The following is a 14,435-nucleotide window of genomic DNA, read 5'->3' as shown; positions in this document are numbered from 1 at the left end:
TATGGACAATGGCAACAAATTTACTAGCGAAATTCAGTGATTTATGATTGATAATTAAAGTTCTTAATTAGTAACCGCTCACACTTAATTCTTCAATCTCACTAATAGAAAGGCCAGTAAATTTGACAATAGTGTTGACATCAACATTGTTAGCCAGCATTGCTTTTGCGACTTCGATTTTTCCTTCGATTTTTCCTTCCTCTTTACCGATTTTGATGCCTCTTTCTTCGCCAATTTGGATGCCTTTTTCAGTAGCAAGGTCAAGTCTGTATTCAAGAATGGCTTCTTCTTTGCGCAGATCCATTATTCTTTCTTCATAAGTTATTAGATCTTTTTCATTCCAGTGAAACTTATCTAATTCATCATATGCTAGCTTTATTATTGGTGATTTTTCCGCAATTTTTCTGAGATCTTCGTCCGTTGTTTCATCTGCATATTTGAAAAAAAATAGCCAACGGTCTACTACACTTTCTAGTTGTTCTTCTCTACTCTTAGGAAATTTTGGCAGCTCTATGAAGATAAATTGAAAATCTTTTAAGTCATGCTCATTGGTTTTTTCATCTCTTATGGTATGGCTAGATATATAGTCAAGCTTATCAGGGAATAAGGTACAATTTGAAATCGCGATAAAGAAAATCTTCTTTAAATCAACGTATTTACCAGATTTATCAGCTTGTCTTGAGTAAGCCTTAGCAGCATAAAGTTGTGCGCGTTTTTCAAAGCCTTTATCACGAGCGAGCTGGTTAGGTAAGGAAGTAGTATTGCTACTACTCCCTCCCTTAGAAACGCAGCATGCAGGTTTCCCCACACTACGCTTGAGCCCCTTATCTAAGTCCTTCTTTTCTCGAACCGGCTTGTCCTTCATGATTCCTCAGAAAACATCATTCTTAATGGTGACACCAACAGTAGAGAACCTTCTCTTGAGAAAGAGCTTGCTAACATTTTTGTTTGTTTCACTCTTTCATCAAAATACTTTTTCCATTTTAAGTCAAGTGGATTTGCATCCGCCCTGATTTTAACATGTCGTCTGATAGGTATATCAATCAACCTAAGCAGTCTTAATTACCTTATCTCTTTCGGTTTGTTCTTGCATATGGGTGCAGCAAAGACCCATTGGCGTTGTTTCATTACCTTGAAGTAACGATTCTTTATCCAACGTAATCCTTTACGAGGATGTCTTTTCTTTGCCCATTTCCATAGAGCACACATAATTTCATGGTCTATTTTGTTAAAAGCTCTTTTCGCACACACATGGCTGTAGTAATTTCCCCATCCCCTTAATAGGGAATTGAGCAACTTGATTAGTACGGCCTGAGTGTTCGCTATGTTTGCCTTTATCAATGTACGTGCTTTATTAAGAAGTTTCTTAATACTTTCTTTTGAAGGTTTTATAATTAACTTCTTATTATACCTGCGTACATTACAACCAAGAAAGTCAAACCCTGTTGTAATAGATGTAATTTTTGTTTTCTCTTCGGAAAGGATAAGACCTCTCTCCTGAAGAAAGGACGATACTAGAGGTTTTACTTCATTTTCCAGTACTTCACGTGTGATTCCTGAAATGATAAAGTCATCTGCGTACCTGATTACATTTACTCCACTTCTGATTTTGCTTCTTCTTTTACTGCCAAGTTTACCAAATTGACTTTCCAATGATTTTTCAAGTCCATTTAGGGCTAGATTTGCTAGTATTGGAGAGATGATACTACCTTGTGGGGTACCTGCAGTTGTGGAATACAGAGTTTTTGATTCTAGGAAGCCAGCTTTTAACCAGCTATGAAGAATTTTCTTCTCCATAGGAATATGCTTCATGAGCCATTCATGGTTAATGTTATCAAAACACCCTTTAATATCACCTTTGAGTATCCATTGTAGTTGGTTACGGCTTGCCAGTAACAAGTGACAAGCCACAGTAGCGTCTGCGCAGGATCTTTTTGGTCTCAAACCATAAGAGTGACGATCACTGATCGTTTCAGCTATCGGTTCCAAAGCAAACAAGTATAATGCTTGCATGGCTCTATCTTTTATCGTAGGGATTCCAAGAGGTCTTCTTTTGCCATTAGACTTACTGATGTATATCCGTTTTAGCGGAGAAGGTTTGTATCCTCTTTGTTTTAATAGCTTTATTCCTTGAAATTTTGTGTTGCAAGTTGACCATATTTGACGATCTACACCTGCTGTGTTTTTTCCTTGGTTTTCAGTTACTCTCTTAACCGCCAAAGCTTTGCCGCTAAAAGAGCGTGTGAGAAGGTGTTGTAAAGTTTTCACCTTACCCCATCTGCCTTGTTGGACAGCCTTAACAATACGCCTCTGTAGCCTCATAACAACTTTTTGGCATTTCTTCCAGGGTAACTGGTTCCATGCTTCGGAGTTATTGGTAGGTGCACTTACAGTTGTACTTGTAATCATCTGCTTTCCTACCTTAAGTGGTTAACAAAGTTTCTTGTCATGAGGGACCAAATGGAAGTCTGCTCGTTTTCACGCGAATTAATGTTACAAATTCTATCCATTTCGTTACAAAATGGCATTCGCTTTCTCCATTATCCTTTACCTGCACATCCATCAGCATTCCTTGCGGGTTGCCTGCCATATAGGCGAAAATACAGGCTTATCCTGTTCCTTTTGTCATACAATAGTGGGTTAGGTGGCTTCTCTATACCGGTGGAATTATTATTTGCGTACCTCCAGAAATGAAAAATGTAACTCATCCACATTACCTTTTGGTCGGAGCTTATCAGCATCTTTAGCTCTTTAATCGTTACGATACTTATGAAGCTTCACTTACGTTCACCATACCACTAAGCCTAGCCCTCCAACCACATGATGCTTGTAGTTTATGCTTTCTCTCACGATTGAGCATCTTCTTTATCAAGAGGAGGTTCATTGTCCGCGTCGCTCGGCACCAACTGGTTACCCAATTCGCACTGATGCGTAGACTCAGATGGCAAAACATCTGGTTCAATAAGCTTTAGAATCCTTTCAGTTTCTTTCTGAATGAATTCCTCTCCTTTTAAACAATATGACCGAAGGCTTTCAGGTCGCACCATTTCAATCACATACCTAGCCCCACTAGAGTCCCTGCAAAGAACATCAACTATACTTTGCTTATCAGAGGCAATTTCAGGATCCATTATAGTACTGAGGAATTCCACTTCTTGTATAGTATTTATCTCGGTAAACCCTAAAATATCATTCAAAAAATGTATGAGAATATTCTTATTTTTTCAGTGCCAAATATTTTTTTGAAGGTTAAATCCAGCTTAGGGTCGAGAAACTTAGATAAAGCCATAGCCAAAGTGCTTAAAAATATTAATAATTATACACTATTATTAACAATTATTCAACCATATTTTTGAAGATAGCTATGCCGCCGCGAACCGTCATACCGCCGCGGTATCTCTAGATCCCGCTAACAAGCAGCGGGATGACGAATTACTTAACCGTCATACCACCGCGAACCGTCATACCGCCGCGGTATCTCGGCATAGATTCCGCTAACAAGTAGCGGAATGACGATTGTGTATCGTGTTTTGCTAAAAATCACAGAATGCAGTCTGGTCACCTTAATTAGAAGTTTAGCTTTAACTTTAAATGGACTACTCAACCGTGACAGACTTAGCTAAATTTCTTGGACAATCTGCATCTAACCCTTTTTTTGCTGCAGTAAAGTAAGCAAGGAATTGCATAGCAACACTGTAGATGATTGGAGAGATAAAATTATCAGTGTCTGGAAGTTGCACCACATCTGCGCAAACTCCCCTTAGGAATGGCGCTCCTTGTTTATCACTGAAGGCAATTACTTTGCCTTTTCTTGCAATAATCTCTTGTATATTAGATAGCGTTTTAAAGAATAAATCATCATAAGGGATAATTGCTATAACAAGCACAGTAGAGTCTATTAAAGCAATAGAACCATGCTTCATTTCTCCCGCTGCAATACCAGTTGTATTGATATATGAAAGCTCTTTTATTTTCAATGCGCCTTCCATTGCAACTCCGTATGAACTTCCTCTGCCGATTAAAATAACGTTATTGTGTTCTAATATACTGTCCGATATATGTTGTATTTTCATCACATTCAAAACGTGCTCAACATACTCGGGAATAGAGTTAATAGCGTTGCTTAGCTGTTTTATTCTCTCTCCACCCAGTACACCTTTTATTTTTCCAAGCTCCACGGCAAAGCATGCTAAAGTTGCAAGTTGCGCAGAAAAGGTTTTTGTTGAAGCAACACCAATTTCTGGCCCAGCAAGAGTATGTAACACAATATCTGAGATCTTTTCAATGCTGCTGCTAAATGTATTAGTTATACTAATGATTGTTTGCTTCTGTGATTTTGCATAACGCAGCGCTTCTATGGTATCTGCAGTTTCACCAGATTGAGAGATAAATAACCCAATGCTGCCTTCTTCCAGCTTGACGTTGCTATACCTAAATTCTGATGAGATTTCTAGATATACTCGAACTTGAGCGACATTTTCCAGCCAATACTTTGCTATTAGCCCAGCAAAATAAGATGACCCGCATCCAACTATAGTAATGTAACTCAGCTCAGAAAACAATTTTTTGTTAGCAAATATTACCTCTTTATATTGCTTGTAAAATTGATTTATTGTTTTGTTTAATGCACGCGGTTGCTCAAAAATCTCTTTTAACATGAAGCTAGGGTAACCATTTTTGCTAATTAGAAAATCACTTGGACTACTATTTTCTATACTGCGTTTAACTTGTGTACCATTGTTGTATATACTAACTCCACTAGATTTTATCACTGCAATGTCATCATCTTCCAAATGCGATATTCTTTCCACAAATGCACTTAAAGCATTAGAGTCAGATGCAGCAAACACTGTGTTACAGTTATAGCCTATTGCTAAAGGCAAATTTCTCTTCGCAACAAATAAGGCGTCTGGATATTCTGCAAATAATAAGACCAAGGCAAATGAGCCATGTAAGTTGTTTAAACACTTAAATAGAGAATCAATTGGCGACAATCCTTCATCAAGATATAAGGTTAGCATGTTTGGTATGATCTCTGTGTCAGTGTCAGTATGGAATGACATGCCCCTTTCTTCTAGACCCTTTTTTAGCAGATTGTAATTCTCAATTATGCCGTTATGAGCAACAACAACATTATCTGTACGAATGGGGTGAGCATTTTTAAGGCCTGGGACTCCATGTGTAGCCCAGCGAGTATGTGCTATACCAACTGTACTGTGAGACATCTTGCTGTCATCAACAACTTCACATAACCTTTCGACTTTACCTTCTGATTTTTTGACTTCTATCTTACCTTCGTTATTTATGATTGCTATACCTGAGGAATCATATCCCCTATATTCCAATTTTTGTAACCCAGTTAGTAAGGTTGGTATTACTGAATCACCGCTACTTACTACACCAAATATTCCGCACACAAATGGATCACCAAACAAACTTTTTTCTAAACATGTTAAGCATTTTTGCCTTTATTACTGGTTGATTTATATTCTTTTTATCATTCTTTCGATTTTACCTTTTTAATTGGTTTAGCTGCTACTTTTTGAGTTTCTTTGCTTAAAACCTCAGATATAGCGGACTTTAGAACTTTTATCTCAACTTTTGGTGCTATTTCTATTATAAATTGTGCATTTGCCTCATCAACTTTATTAACTTCACCTATTATTCCACCAGAAGTAATGACTGTATCACCACGTTTTATTTGATCTATCATCTTTCTATGTTCTTTTAGTTTTTTTTGTTGCGGGCGAATAATGAGAAAATAAAATACCACAAATATTAAAATCAGTGGAATAAAACTAGCAAAAGATGCGCCGATACTTGATGTATTGCTAGTTGCATCTGCTGCAAAAACTTCAGAAATGAGCATATTTAATCCTAATTGTTAATGATAAAAACAAACCTATTTAAGTATTAATTACAATACCATGCCATGTCAAGTTTGGTGAAGGCGTTTCTTAATACCGGCAATAATACTGCGAATTCTAAGTTATGCTAAAACTAATATGGCGGGAGTGATGAGACTTGAACTCACGACCTCATGCGTGACAGGCATGCGCTCTAACCAACTGAGCTACACCCCCCTAATTTCTTTTTAGCATTTTCGGGCTTCAACTTTAAAGCTAATAAACATGTTGCCCTTTGTCAATATTTTTTGTTTGCGCTTTGCTGTCTTTTCTATTACTATGTAAATAATTTAATTTCACACATGGCTTGTACAAGTAGTCCCATTAGGGTTATGCCATGGAAGATAAACTATTTGGAGGAATGATATATGACAAATTTGCCTAAAGTCACTGTGCGTGATTTAGCTGAATCTGGTGTACATTTTGGTCACAAAATTAGTCGCTGGAACGCAAAAATGGCTCCATACATATATGGAGTGCATCAAGAAAATCGTATACATATAATTGATTTGCGAAAAACACTACCATTGCTACAGGTGGCCATGAAGGCTTTATATGACGTTGCATTTCAAGGTGGTCGCATTCTATTTGTTGGTACAAAGTTTCAAGCTTTTGATATTATTGCAAGTGAAGCGATTCGTTGTGGTCAATATTATGTGAATCATCGTTGGCTTGGTGGTATGCTTACTAATTGGGGCACTGTTTCTTCTTCGATAAAAACCTTGATGCAATATGAGAAAATATTAAATGACGAGGATAGCATTTTAACAAAGAAAGAATTGGGAAACATTGAAAAGAAAAAGCAAAAGCTTGATAAGGCGCTTGGCGGTATTAGAGAAATGGGAGCAATTCCTGATATCTTATTCATCATTGATACTAATAAAGAGCATATAGCGGTTAAGGAGGCTAAGAAGTTAGGAATTCCAATAGTTGCAATACTTGATACTAATTCTGATCCAGATGGTATTACTTATCTAATACCTGGAAATGATGACTCAAGAAAATCAATAGAGCTCTATTGTAAATTAGCTACCGACTCTATATTAGCTGGAATAGAGTCTAGTCTAGCAAAATCTGGAGTTAAGATTGATGATATAAGGGGTGATGAGTTTATTCAAGAAAAAGAAGATGGTATTGTGCAAACTAAAAGGAGACGTAGTAAAGTTTACAAAGAAGAAGAAAGGGAGGTAGTAACAAATGAAGATGAATCCAGATGATATAAGAGAATTACGTGATAGAACAGGGCTTGGCTTAAGTGACTGTAAAAAAGCATTAGAAGAATGTGATGGTGACATTAAGAAAGCCGTTGATAAGTTACGTACAATAGGTCTTGCTAAAGCTGACAAAAAATCTGATAGAGTAGCTTCAGATGGGCTCGTTGCTATGTGTTTGACTGAAAATTGTGGTGTATTGATTGAACTCAATTGCGAAACCGATTTTGTCGCAAGGAATGAGAAATTTATAGAGTTAGTTTTAAATTTAGCATCAATTGCTCATCAAGAACGCTGTACTAGCGTTGATGAGTTAAAAAATGCCAAGTATGAAAGCATTGGCACAGTGCAGGAAGCTATTATGAATGGTACGTCAGTTCTTGGTGAGAAGCTAGAGTTAAGCAAGCTTTGTTACTTAGAAGCTAAGGATGGAGTTATTGCTGGCTACGTACATGGTGATGTGTGTGGCTTAGGTAAGATTGGTGCTTTAATTGCATTGCAATCATCTGGTGATAAGGCGAAGCTACAAGAGATTGGGAAACAAATAGCTATGCATGTAGTTGCTATGAAGCCTGAAGCTTTGTCTATAGATGATTTAGATCAAATGAAGTTGAACAACGAACGTTCTATAATTGAAGAGCAAGTGAGGAGCTTAAATAAACCTGAAGAAGTAGCAAAAAAAATAGTAGATGGACGAATGGCTAAGTACTATGAAGAAGTTGTTTTACTGGAGCAAAAATTTATAAAGGATGATAAGATGAAGATTTCTGATTTTATAAAATCAAGCGAGTTGAGTGCTGTTAAACTCTCTAATTACAAGTTACTTGTTTTGGGTGATGCAGATTAAATAGCAAAAAATGTTTATTTCAACAAATCAAAAAAGCGAAATAAAATATTCCAGGGTGTTATTTAAAATCTCTGGTGAGGCTTTGATGGGATCAAAGCAATTTGGTCACGATATGGAGACTATAGGTGAGTTATCTAAAGGCATAGTTGAAGTTTGTAATCTTGGAGTTCAGGTATGTATTGTTGTTGGTGGTGGTAATATCTTTCGTGGCACATCTGCGTCTTTAAGTGGTTGTGAAAGAGCAAGCAGTGATTATATTGGAATGCTTGCAACTATAATCAATGCTTTAATTTTACAAAACTTTTTAGAAAAAAATTTAGTAGCTTCTAGGGTATTATCTGCAATACCCATGGCCACTGTATGCGAACCTTACATCAGAAGGAAAGCTATTCGTCATTTAGAAAAAGGTAGAGTGGTAATTTTTGCAGCAGGCACAGGCAACCCATTTTTTACTACAGATACAGCTGCAGCCTTACGTGCTGTTGAAATGAATTGTGATGTTATTCTAAAGGGTACGCAAGTAAATGGTGTATACTCCGCTGATCCGAAAAAAAATGAGGATGCTGTAATGTATGATAGGCTTTCTTACACGGATTTATTGACTCGTGATTTAAAAGTTATGGATGCATCAGCAATTTCACTTGCTCGTGAGAATTCTATTCCAATTATAGTTTTTTCTTTGAAGGGAGAAAAAATAGTCAATATTATTAAGGGTCAAGGTACTTATACTATAGTTTCAGATTGTAAACAGTAGGTAATTTATGTTAAATGAAATAAAAGCTAAAACAAAAGAAAGAATGCTAAAAACTATTCAGTCCTTTCATGATGATATTAAAGGCGTACGCACTGGTAGAGCTAGTGCATCTTTGCTTGATGGTATAGTTGTAAACATCTATGGTGGGCATCAAAAGTTAAATCAAGTTGCAGGCGTTTCGGTTATAGATAACAAAACCCTATCAATTAAAGTTTGGGACATTAGTGTTGTAGGTGAAGTGAAAAACGCTATATTAAATGCTAACCTGAATTTAAATCCTGTTGTCGAGGGTAGCACCATACGTATAGCTCTTCCGGACTTGACACAAGAAACCCGTGAAAAATTAGTGAAATTATTGCATCAGTTTGCTGAAAATGCACGGGTTGCCATTAGAAATATACGTAGAGATATTATGGAAGAAACAGAAAAAATGAAGGAAAATAAAGAAATCTCAGAAGATGATTTTCATGGTGCTAAGAAGGAAATACAAAATATTACTGATGATAATATAAAAAAGATTGATGGTGAATTGTCCATCAAAGAAAAGGATATACTGAATCACTAAATGATATGGAGAAAGCTTACATAGCAAATGATGTCATTCCAGTGTTTGACACTGGAATCCAGTCTTTACTATACAACTATCTGATGCACTTGTTTGAAATCAAATTTCCTGGATCCCAGTGTCGGAGCACTGGGATGACACCAATTTTGCATTCAAGTATCAACTATTGGTGTCACTACAGTAACTCTCTTCCTGTCATGCAAGTAGCTGACACCTTCCAGGTGTCCATTGAAATCCAAAAAATTTCACTCAAGTCAAAATTAGGTTAAATTTAAATGTTGAATCAAGAATCTTTACCGAAACATTTAGCAATTATTATGGATGGTAATGGTAGATGGGCGAACAATCAAGGAAGGGTAAAAATTGATGGTTATAAAAAGGGCAGTGAAGTTGCATACGATATTGCCAAGTATTGTACGGACTTAACTATACCCTACTTAACTTTGTATGCATTCTCTATGGAGAATTGGCTTAGACCTAAAAACGAAACTGACTGTCTATTTGATTTATTTTACTCCGTTTTAACTAATGAAGATAAAGTCAATTTCATTTACAATTGTAACATTAAGTTGAATTTTATTGGCAATTTAAGTCTGTTACCCAGTAAAATATTGGATCAAATTAAAAAAGCAGAAGAAATGACACATAAGAACGATGGTTTATTACTCACTGTGGCAGTCAGTTACGGAGCAAAGCAAGAAATTACACAAGCTATAAGCAATATTATAAAAGAAAATATTGCTTATGTATCAGAAGAGGAATTTGAAAAATTTCTGTATACTAAAGATTTGCCAAAATTGGATTTATTAATTCGCACTGGCGGCGAAAAAAGGTTAAGCAACTTTTTATTATGGCAAGCAGCTTATGCTGAATTGTATTTTTGTGATACTTTATGGCCTGATTTTTCTTGTCAAGATTTGAGTAAAGCATTAGAAGATTATACAAAAAGAGAGAAAAAATATGGTAGATAATAATTTTATAATTAGAATGTTGTCCTCAATAGTAATATTATTCATATTTTCCTTTGCTACATATTTCAGTGATTTATCGTTTTACCTATTGATTTTTTCGATAGCAGTTTTATCTTCTTTTGAATGGTATAATCTAACCCAGGGAAACAAAATTTTATACGTTTTTGCATTATTATTGATTGCACTACCAAGCGCCTCATTAATATATTTATATAATCTACCACAGGGAAAATACGCATTAGTATGGTTCGTCTTAACCATTTGGGGAATTGACGTTACTGCCTACCTGTTTGGCAAGAATTTTGGTGGAGCTAAAATTTGCCCAATTATTAGCCCTGGAAAAACTTGGGCAGGACTTCTTGGTGCGATTTTAGCTGGAGTAGTGTGCACAATTTTTGGATCAATATTTTTTGGTCTATTTTCAATTTTTTATTCTCCAATCATTGGCCTTGCAATTGCTATTCTAGCGCAACTTGGCGATTTCACTGAGTCGCTTGTTAAAAGAGCTTACGGTGTTAAAGATAGTGGAAATATGATACCTGGCCATGGGGGAGTGCTCGACCGTATGGACAGTTTCATTTTTACTGCCCCTCTTATTGCTATTTACATAAGCTAAGTCTGCAGAAGTGCCATTAGAGCTCATCCCTAGTCAGCTCCCCAACCGCTTCTACAGTGCAGTCATGGACAAACGTCTTTTCACAATAAGGGCAGGCTATTTCCTCTTCTTCTCCCATATCTAAATATATTAATGGATGGCCGGAACCCTCATCATTCTCATCACCATGACAACAAACTTTTCTATTATTAACCCTCACTTTTGACATGCTGCTCCTTTAGCTTATAACATTTTATATATTGAATATACCCATTCAGAAATAAAAAACAACAAGCACTATTCTCCATTTTTTATCCTATTCAGGTTAATCAGAGGTTGTCCGGAAACTAGTAAATTCAAGCATATTCCCTCTTTAACATAACCCTACTCATAGCTAGGTATATGAAATTCTCAGTGGATGTTGTGAGTAAATCATACTCCTTCGATAGCCTTCTATTCCTATTAACCCAAGCAAAAGTCCTTTCTACAACCCATCTTCTTGGCTGTACTTTAAACCCTTGTTCTCTTGTTGGTAGTAGCTCAGGTGGCGTATCTTTGTGCACCCAAAATCTACATGGAGGCCTTTTAACAATTTCAATATCTATGTCATATTCTTCCTTTATGTGATTCTTTAAATTTCTTCCTTGGTATCCCATGTCAGCCCACATTTTTTTAACTTTAGTATATTTTGTTCTCATATTGTTTAATGCTATTTTCATACCATCTCTATCATTTTCGTTAGCAGCGCCTACGTAACAACCTAGTATAAAACCCTGAGTGTCTGTAATTATATGCCTTTTTCTACCCTTTACTTTTTTTACTTCCATCATAGCCTTTGATCCCCCCTTTTCTGTAGTCTTTACAGATTGACTATCTACTATACAGGCACTCGGCTGCTCATTCCTTCCTATTTTTCTTCTACTATATTTTGTAATTTCATAATTCATTTTCTCAAAAATTCCCTGCTTCTTCCATTGCCTGAACTGCTCATACACAGTCTTCCATAGCGGAAAATCATTTGGTAAATACCGCCATTGACACCCTGTACGCAATACATAGAAAATTGCTTCTAATATTTCTCTTTTGCTATACTTTGGCGGCCTTCCTCCTTTCTTGTATGATACTCTGAAGTGTTTTTCTATTCTTGCCCATTCCCTTTCGCTTAGATCTGTTGGATACTTTTTTCTCATCTTTACCCCGTACTAAAATTTCAGATATTATAGCCTTTTACTTGTTTCCGGACAACCTCTCAATTCGTTTTGAACACCTTTTGATACAAATTTGCTAACATCTTCTCCTAATCTTGCTATTTCCTTTACAAAGCTTGATGAGATAAATTGAGTATCTTCAGAAGCAGGAAGAAATATGGTTTCGATTTCAGGAAGAAGTTTATAATTTACCCAGCTCATTTGAAACTCGTAATCAAAATCCGATACTGCTCTTAATCCCCTAATAATAACAGAAGCATTCTGCTCTTTGGCAAACTTCACTAGCAACCCATTAAAAGATATAACATCTGCATCAATTCCTAGCCCTTTGATTTCATTTTCAGCCATGCTTGTGCGTAGCTTTGTGTCAAAGGCAGTATGCTTATTAACGTTTTCTGCAACTCCTATTATTAATTTATCGACTAGTTTACACGCTCTTTTGATTATGTCAAGATGCCCAAAAGTTATAGGGTCAAATGTGCCAGGGTAGATTCCTATTTTGTCATTAATGTTCATCCTTTATTTTTATAAACTACTTTAAAAACTTTTGATAGACATAATAACATTTTTTATCTAAAAATAAAAGTATACAGTTGGCCTGATAGCTCAGTTGGTAGAGCAAAGGACTGAAAATCCTTGTGTCGCTGGTTCGATTCCTGCTCAGGCCACCTTCTCTTTCTTGGCAAACTTGCCTTTTTGTTATAAAATACTCTATATCGTAATATAAATATTAGGGAGGCAAGTCATAGTATATAAATATTATAATAAACTATTTAATATCTCATTAATTATAGTTCTATTATTAAGCAATATTACTTATGCTGGCGTTAGTGAAAAACCGGCATCTCAACATGTAACCAGAAAAGAAGAACCAGCGTCAACTGTCTTGACGGCAGAAAATACAGTAAATAATGACATAGTTGTTGGTTTGTTGAAAACGGAAGAAGCACATGAGCTTGGGCTATCTCAAAATATCTACGAGATGTTTAATAACTTTGGAGTTAAAACCGTACTCATTGACTACAATAAAATAATTAACTTAAAAGAAATCCAAGAAAAGTCGCTTATCTTTGCAAAACAAGATGAAACATTGGCAAAGAAGCTAACATTAGACCGAATAAAAGTTGAAGTTGCAAAGTTTGTTAAAGAGCACAAAATAAATAGAATATTTATTCCGGATAATTTACACTCAGCACCCACTCCTTGTCGCCAGCTTGTTACTGAAGCAATTGTAAAAATAGTGGATGATAACCCTGCAATTCATTTACTTGGCATATGTGAAGGCATAATGAATGCAAAGGGAATTGAAGTAGTGAGTGTTGTGAGTGATGAAGAGAAACGAAGATCTCATTTAAAATCAGCACCTAATCCACAGAAAGAGGATCTACCTCTCCAGCAGATAAAGATCGTTCCAAATAGTCGTTTAGCAGAAGTAGTAGCCAAATTCCTAATACCTAATGAAAATGGCTGGTTTTCAACATATTTTCCAGATGCTCATTCAGGAGCAGTAAGTAATACACCAGAAAATAGAAGAAAATTGGAGTCACTTGGATATAAAGTTGCAGCATTTTCCAGTGAGGGGGTAATAGAGGCTATTGAAGATAAGCATGGTAATGTTCACTTTCAAAGTCATCCAGAAGCCCTTGTTGTGAAGTCAGATAAAAACCTCTATTTATCAAATCACAAGGAACGTCAAGTGTCTACACTAGTTGCTATAGCGATTATGAATGATTTTCTTTATCGTGCTTAATGGCTATAGCTTTAGGCTTACCGACGATTTGATAAACGATAGATTTGTCATGTATCCGTTCAGGCAATGGCGTCAACTTAAGGAAAAATATCAGCGATAGTGTATAAAATTTCTCTCCAAATTTTTTATCATTAAATTATCCAAAGAGTGCAAGGGACAGCACTTTTGTTTCTATTTTATTGCAACAAAAAAGTTTAAAATGTGTCTTTTTTAGGTGAGGCATGCAAAAAGGAAAAGATCTTATCTTACAAATTAAAAATGCAATATACTCGAAAACTTTTCAGAAAATCCATTGTGTTGAGTTTTACACGAACAAGAAAACTTCCTTTTTCGACAGTATTTTCTATGATTTTAAAGTTAGTTAAAAAAAGTTTGGGAATAGAATGTGAACTTATGGAGCCATTGACATGTACCCTCAAAGCAAGCTTTTTCTAAAGCAAGGTATAAGATTTGCCATACAGGCTTTCAAGAATTTAAGCATCCAAACAGCCTATCAGGATGAACCTGAGTTGGAGAGGCTATAGACTTATTGCAGCAGATGGTTCTGGTATGAGATTACCCAGCTCTGGGGAAATTGTATCCGAGTTTGAACCAAATGGAAACTGACCTTACCCAGAAAAAGTGGAGA

17 protein-coding genes, 2 tRNA genes and 2 pseudogenes are annotated in these 14,435 nt (G+C 36.0%); 10 read left to right on the top strand and 11 right to left on the bottom strand.

Annotated elements, in window-relative coordinates:
* Window positions 1-67: 67 nt before the first annotated feature.
* The 8 genes and pseudogenes from R0F62_RS05790 to R0F62_RS05755 form a co-directional block, all read right to left on the bottom strand.
* Window positions 68-865: an Rpn family recombination-promoting nuclease/putative transposase gene (locus R0F62_RS05790; protein ID WP_317051362.1), complete on the bottom strand. Its 798-nt coding sequence runs from the start codon at window positions 863-865 to the stop codon at window positions 68-70.
* Complete coding sequence (locus tag R0F62_RS05785) at window positions 862-1,047, bottom strand: hypothetical protein (RefSeq protein ID WP_084741732.1); 186 nt, start codon at window positions 1,045-1,047, stop codon at window positions 862-864. The genes R0F62_RS05790 and R0F62_RS05785 overlap by 4 nt, the downstream gene beginning before the upstream one ends.
* A gap of 15 nt (window positions 1,048-1,062) precedes the next feature.
* On the bottom strand, window positions 1,063-2,409 hold the full coding sequence (ltrA, locus tag R0F62_RS05780; RefSeq protein WP_316659861.1) for a group II intron reverse transcriptase/maturase: 1,347 nt from the start codon (window positions 2,407-2,409) through the stop codon (window positions 1,063-1,065).
* Between the two features lie 37 nt (window positions 2,410-2,446).
* The gene (locus R0F62_RS05775) at window positions 2,447-2,590 is read right to left on the bottom strand and encodes a hypothetical protein (RefSeq protein ID WP_173862902.1); all 144 of its coding nucleotides are present in this window, start codon (window positions 2,588-2,590) and stop codon (window positions 2,447-2,449) included.
* A gap of 454 nt (window positions 2,591-3,044) precedes the next feature.
* Window positions 3,045-3,289, bottom strand: a pseudogene (locus tag R0F62_RS05770) (PD-(D/E)XK nuclease family transposase); the annotation flags it as partial.
* A 307-nt stretch (window positions 3,290-3,596) separates the two neighbouring features.
* Entirely contained in the window at window positions 3,597-5,417 is a 1,821-nt protein-coding gene (gene glmS / locus R0F62_RS05765) for a glutamine--fructose-6-phosphate transaminase (isomerizing) (protein ID WP_274978996.1), read from the bottom strand.
* A gap of 80 nt (window positions 5,418-5,497) precedes the next feature.
* Window positions 5,498-5,869, bottom strand: a complete 372-nt coding sequence (yajC, locus tag R0F62_RS05760) for a preprotein translocase subunit YajC (protein WP_010081840.1) — start codon at window positions 5,867-5,869, stop codon at window positions 5,498-5,500.
* A 137-nt stretch (window positions 5,870-6,006) separates the two neighbouring features.
* Window positions 6,007-6,083, bottom strand: a tRNA-Asp gene (locus R0F62_RS05755).
* Window positions 6,084-6,274: 191 nt separating this feature from the next.
* Here R0F62_RS05755 and rpsB point away from each other — a divergent pair.
* From rpsB to R0F62_RS05720, 7 genes are read left to right on the top strand one after another with little or no spacing between them, the layout of a single operon-like run.
* The gene (rpsB, locus tag R0F62_RS05750; protein ID WP_010962661.1) at window positions 6,275-7,123 is read left to right on the top strand and encodes a 30S ribosomal protein S2; all 849 of its coding nucleotides are present in this window, start codon (window positions 6,275-6,277) and stop codon (window positions 7,121-7,123) included.
* Complete coding sequence (tsf, locus tag R0F62_RS05745) at window positions 7,104-7,964, top strand: translation elongation factor Ts (protein WP_070356839.1); 861 nt, start codon at window positions 7,104-7,106, stop codon at window positions 7,962-7,964. Before rpsB ends, tsf begins: the two co-directional genes overlap by 20 nt.
* 16 nt (window positions 7,965-7,980) lie before the next feature.
* Window positions 7,981-8,718 (top strand): UMP kinase, encoded by a 738-nt coding sequence (pyrH, locus tag R0F62_RS05740; RefSeq protein ID WP_394356189.1) that lies wholly within the window; start codon window positions 7,981-7,983, stop codon window positions 8,716-8,718.
* A 7-nt stretch (window positions 8,719-8,725) separates the two neighbouring features.
* Window positions 8,726-9,283, top strand: a complete 558-nt coding sequence (gene frr / locus R0F62_RS05735) for a ribosome recycling factor (RefSeq protein WP_274978993.1) — start codon at window positions 8,726-8,728, stop codon at window positions 9,281-9,283.
* A 5-nt stretch (window positions 9,284-9,288) separates the two neighbouring features.
* On the top strand, window positions 9,289-9,552 hold the full coding sequence (locus R0F62_RS06695; RefSeq protein WP_010962657.1) for a hypothetical protein: 264 nt from the start codon (window positions 9,289-9,291) through the stop codon (window positions 9,550-9,552).
* 6 nt (window positions 9,553-9,558) lie between these two features.
* Window positions 9,559-10,254: a polyprenyl diphosphate synthase gene (uppS, locus tag R0F62_RS05725; RefSeq protein WP_006279327.1), complete on the top strand. Its 696-nt coding sequence runs from the start codon at window positions 9,559-9,561 to the stop codon at window positions 10,252-10,254.
* Window positions 10,244-10,870, top strand: coding sequence for a phosphatidate cytidylyltransferase (locus R0F62_RS05720; RefSeq protein ID WP_010082212.1), 627 nt, complete (start codon window positions 10,244-10,246; stop codon window positions 10,868-10,870). The genes uppS and R0F62_RS05720 overlap by 11 nt, the downstream gene beginning before the upstream one ends.
* Before the next feature lie 16 nt (window positions 10,871-10,886).
* On the opposite strand, the gene R0F62_RS05715 is transcribed toward R0F62_RS05720, so the two are convergent.
* The 3 genes from R0F62_RS05715 to coaD form a co-directional block, all read right to left on the bottom strand.
* Window positions 10,887-11,078: a zinc-finger domain-containing protein gene (locus R0F62_RS05715; RefSeq protein ID WP_006279326.1), complete on the bottom strand. Its 192-nt coding sequence runs from the start codon at window positions 11,076-11,078 to the stop codon at window positions 10,887-10,889.
* Between the two features lie 127 nt (window positions 11,079-11,205).
* On the bottom strand, window positions 11,206-12,039 hold the full coding sequence (locus tag R0F62_RS05710; RefSeq protein ID WP_317051361.1) for an IS5-like element ISWpi1 family transposase: 834 nt from the start codon (window positions 12,037-12,039) through the stop codon (window positions 11,206-11,208).
* Window positions 12,040-12,066: 27 nt separating this feature from the next.
* Window positions 12,067-12,573 (bottom strand): pantetheine-phosphate adenylyltransferase, encoded by a 507-nt coding sequence (gene coaD / locus R0F62_RS05705; RefSeq protein ID WP_274979059.1) that lies wholly within the window; start codon window positions 12,571-12,573, stop codon window positions 12,067-12,069.
* 79 nt (window positions 12,574-12,652) lie between these two features.
* Between coaD and R0F62_RS05700 the strand changes: the two genes are divergently transcribed.
* From R0F62_RS05700 to R0F62_RS05690, 3 genes and pseudogenes are all read left to right on the top strand, one after another.
* A tRNA-Phe gene (locus tag R0F62_RS05700) sits at window positions 12,653-12,725 on the top strand.
* A gap of 218 nt (window positions 12,726-12,943) precedes the next feature.
* Window positions 12,944-13,807, top strand: a complete 864-nt coding sequence (locus R0F62_RS05695) for a gamma-glutamyl-gamma-aminobutyrate hydrolase family protein (RefSeq protein ID WP_022626263.1) — start codon at window positions 12,944-12,946, stop codon at window positions 13,805-13,807.
* A 221-nt stretch (window positions 13,808-14,028) separates the two neighbouring features.
* A pseudogene (locus R0F62_RS05690) lies at window positions 14,029-14,407 on the top strand (IS4-like element ISWosp8 family transposase); the annotation flags it as partial.
* Window positions 14,408-14,435 lie beyond the last annotated feature (28 nt).

It is taken from the genome of Wolbachia endosymbiont of Drosophila aff. chauvacae BK-2020 (assembly GCF_032848195.1).
GTDB classification, from domain to species: Bacteria; Pseudomonadota; Alphaproteobacteria; order Rickettsiales; family Anaplasmataceae; genus Wolbachia; species Wolbachia pipientis.
This window is presented reverse-complemented; position numbering and strand designations above follow the sequence as displayed.